At 41.8% G+C, this 3,382-nt stretch carries 6 protein-coding genes; 2 read left to right on the top strand and 4 right to left on the bottom strand.

The annotated features are described in order from the left end of the window. Window positions 1–140: 140 nt before the first annotated feature. Window positions 141–584 carry a flavodoxin domain-containing protein gene (locus tag AB7U21_RS11440; protein WP_333787648.1) on the top strand — a complete coding sequence of 148 codons (444 nt, stop codon included), beginning with the start codon at window positions 141–143 and terminating at the stop codon, window positions 582–584. 226 nt (window positions 585–810) lie between these two features. Then, window positions 811–1,035 carry a histone family protein gene (locus AB7U21_RS11435; RefSeq protein ID WP_333787649.1) on the top strand — a complete coding sequence of 75 codons (225 nt, stop codon included), beginning with the start codon at window positions 811–813 and terminating at the stop codon, window positions 1,033–1,035. 18 nt (window positions 1,036–1,053) lie between these two features. Here the strand turns inward: AB7U21_RS11435 and AB7U21_RS11430 are convergent, their stop codons facing one another. The 4 genes from AB7U21_RS11430 to AB7U21_RS11415 form a co-directional block, all read right to left on the bottom strand. Then, window positions 1,054–1,560 (bottom strand): small multi-drug export protein, encoded by a 507-nt coding sequence (locus tag AB7U21_RS11430; protein WP_333787650.1) that lies wholly within the window; start codon window positions 1,558–1,560, stop codon window positions 1,054–1,056. Window position 1,561: 1 nt separating this feature from the next. Continuing rightward, the gene (locus tag AB7U21_RS11425; RefSeq protein WP_333787667.1) at window positions 1,562–2,518 is read right to left on the bottom strand and encodes a replication factor C small subunit; all 957 of its coding nucleotides are present in this window, start codon (window positions 2,516–2,518) and stop codon (window positions 1,562–1,564) included. A gap of 140 nt (window positions 2,519–2,658) precedes the next feature. After that, entirely contained in the window at window positions 2,659–2,997 is a 339-nt protein-coding gene (locus AB7U21_RS11420) for a hypothetical protein (RefSeq protein WP_333787651.1), read from the bottom strand. Then, a partial coding sequence (locus tag AB7U21_RS11415; protein WP_428389170.1) for a 4Fe-4S binding protein occupies window positions 2,994–3,382 on the bottom strand: 389 nt, incomplete at its 5' end. The genes AB7U21_RS11420 and AB7U21_RS11415, both read right to left, overlap by 4 nt.

Raw genomic sequence — 3,382 nt, 5'->3', positions numbered from 1 at the left:
ATCCTGATAAGCAATAAACATATCCAGAATATACTTTTCTGGAAAAGTTTATCAGAGAATAATATCCATTTGTAAAGGGGACTTTATTTAAGTGTTATTTTCCATGAAAGTCCTTTATGAGAAAACAGGGGATCATCTAAATGGTAAAACTTGCAATCGTTTATCTAAGTACCCAGGGAAGCACCCGGATGATGGCAGAAGCCATAGCTGAAGGTGCCAGACAGAAACATATAGAAGTAAGGGTCGATAACTTCTACGAGTGGGACCCTAAAGACGCTGTCAGCTATGACGGCATAGCAATAGGTTCTTCAACTTTCTATTACAAGATGCTTGAACCTATTTCAAAGTTCCTTGATGCACTGATAGCTGAAGGAGTAGATGGAAAAGTAGGTTCTGCTTTTGGATCATATGGATGGAGTGGTGAAGCACCTGTGATGATCGCTGAAAAGATGAGAGAAGCTGGTATGAAAGTAGTAGACCCTGTTCTTAGGGTACAATATATCCCGGAAGAAAAAGATATAAAGGAATGCCAACGCCTTGGCAAGGATATTGCTGCAAAGTTGAAAAAACTCAGAACAGAGTAGTTTTAGATACAATTATTTCTTTTTAAGAGCCATGATAACACAAGATAAGGATTGCTGTGATAATGACACATTATTTATAGCATATCCGTCTGAATATACCGTTGTTCAGCACTTAAAGACACAAATTCAGTATAAATCATCGAAGATAACTATTTATAATTTATTTTTGTAATTAAGTACTTAATATGAATCTGATCAGAAATTGACTTTTTCAGGAGGAAAAAAATTGACAATAATACCACTTGCACCGATAGAAAGGCTTATAAGAAGTGCTGGGTCTCAAAGAGTTAGTGAATCCGCAGCAATGGCACTATCTGAAATACTCGAAGAGTACGGATTGGACATTTCAAGAGAAGCGATCAAGCTAGCTGAACATGCTGGAAGAAAAACTGTAAAGTCTGAAGACATCGCCTTGGCAAAAGATATGCTATCCAAGAAAATGTTCAAATGATACAGTTCAAATTATTTTTTAGATCAACAGATTAGACAAGCTTATGCCACCCAGGGTAACTGTTGTTACCACCACGCCTGCAATAAGGACACCTGCGGTTATAGCCATAAGCGCATGTCTGAAGCCTATACCGAAAACGAAGGCTGCTGCGCACCCCGACCATGCACCAGTTGCGGGCAGGGGAATGGCTACAAAGATAGCTAACCCCAAAGTGCCGTATTTTTCAAAGGTGGCCGAATGGTTATGGTGAGTACGGGTAAAAAGCCAATCAAAGAATTTGTTCCAGAACCTGAACCTGCGCAAATAGTTGGACACCGGCTCCAGATATAGCAGAAGAGGTATCACCGGTATCATATTACCTATAACCGCCAGAAGATAGGCTTCTGTCGGATGCATTTGATATTGAAGTAATGCAACTGGTATCGCACCCCTAAGTTCCGCCACAGGTAAACAGCTGATCAGAATAGTGGCCAGCCAATTGGGAAAACTGTCAAAAAGGTTTGAGAGTAATTGTACAACGGCCATTCTAATTTCTTCCCCTTAGTGTGAAATGCGCGATCAATGCTTCAAGCTGGATCCTTTCATTAGATCCTTCGGCTATTCTGAAATCCACCTCTCCTATAACATCAATGAGGTCTATCATTTTCTCCTGAGGAATTGAAAGGCTAAACATAGCCCGATAGATCTGACCCACCACATCTTCACCTGAAAGGCCCTGGTCAAGAAGAAGCTCATCCAGATGTTTACGTGCAGACATGAAATTACCACTAAGGGCAGTGTTGATCAGATCTGTGATCTGTTCAGGACGAGCTGTGGCAGTGATCTTATAAATGGTGTCTTTATGTACTACTCTGTCAACAAGAGAAGCAGCCTGCAATGCGTTGATGGCCTTGCGCATATCCCCCTGAGCTACATATTTGATAGCTTCCATGCCGTCAGTTGCAATTTCGATCCCTTCATTACTGGCAACAAAAAGCACACGCTCGGTCACCGCATCGTCAGAAAGAGGGCGGAATCTATAAACTGCACACCTTGACTGTATGGGTTCGATGATCTTTGAGGAATAGTTGCAAGAAAGAATGAAACGACAATTGTTAGTATATTTTTCCATAGTTCTTCTTAGCGCCGCCTGAGCATCTGAAGTCAGAGCATCAGCTTCATCAAGGAAGATTATCTTAAAATCTGCCCCACCTATCGGTGATGTCTTAGCGAAGTTCTTGATCTTGGTACGCACAACATCGATCCCTCTTTCATCGGAAGCATTTAGCTCAGTGAAGTTCTCTTTCCATGAATCTGCAAATAGCTCCTTTGCAATGGAAACTGCTGTAGCTGTTTTTCCTACACCCGGAGGGCCGGAAAAAAGCAAATGCGGAAGGTTGCGACTCTTTACATAGGATTTGAGCCTTTCTATCGCCTCTGTTTGACCGACAATATCATCAAGTCTCATAGGCCTGTATTTTTCGATCCATATCTCTTCTTTAATGATTTACCCTCCCTTCCGGAAAATGCGTAGTGCATAGATAGCGATAGGTATTTTTTAAACTTTCGAAGCCATCGGCAAAAGAGCAAAAAAACAAAGATGATAAAAGCAAGAAGAAGAAGATGTTGTACAGCACAACACCTTTACTTATTCTTGTAAACAGAATCATAGGCATATTTGCCGACGATAGGTACTTTGAACTTTGCTCCCTTGTATGCCATTATAACAAAAGCCAGCAACAAGAAGAGAGACAGGAATCCTGCAAAGTCCGCAAGCACCCAGCCAAAATAAGGTATCCACCCAATAAGGAATACGATCAGAGCCAAAGGTATGAATACCAATACTGACTGCATGGCGTGGAAACGGACAAACTTATTTTCCCTCTCGATAATGAGGAAAAGTATTCCTGTGAACCAGAAGCCAATATAACATAAAGCTGCAACAACATTCTCGTTCAATCCGATAGATGTCTTATATGTCATGCTACACTCCTTAGTTCTATTGTGTGCTGAGGACATTTCTCCACGCATATCCCACAGGCGGTACATTTGCTCTGGTCGATCTCGGCCAGGAAATCAGTAACTGTTATCGCCTGCACAGGACAGTTCTTTTCACATATCTTACATGCAATGCAGCCAACAGTACATACAGCCTTTACATCTTTACCCTTGTCGTGAGAACGACATTTGACATGCACCTTTTCGGATTCCTTTGCAAAGGCAAGGATATCGTTGGGGCAGGCTGATATGCAAAGTCCACAGCTTGTACATAGATTTTTATTGACATGCGGAAGTTTGTCTTCCCCTATGGACATAGCACCAAATGGACAGGCACGTACGCATGTACCACGGCCCATACAGCCGAAAT

The organism is Methanomethylovorans sp., assembly GCF_050177135.1.
GTDB lineage: Archaea > Halobacteriota > Methanosarcinia > Methanosarcinales > Methanosarcinaceae > Methanomethylovorans.
The sequence above is the reverse complement of the archived record's forward strand: the minus strand, read 5'-3'. Positions and strand labels throughout refer to the sequence as shown.

Coding starts and splice junctions, on each gene's coding strand:
- AB7U21_RS11440 (WP_333787648.1), top strand. CDS start 141: ATGGTAAAACTTGCAATCGTTTATCTAAGTACCCAGGGAAGCACCCGG.
- AB7U21_RS11430 (WP_333787650.1), bottom strand. CDS start 1,560: ATGGCCGTTGTACAATTACTCTCAAACCTTTTTGACAGTTTTCCCAAT.
- AB7U21_RS11420 (WP_333787651.1), bottom strand. CDS start 2,997: ATGACATATAAGACATCTATCGGATTGAACGAGAATGTTGTTGCAGCT.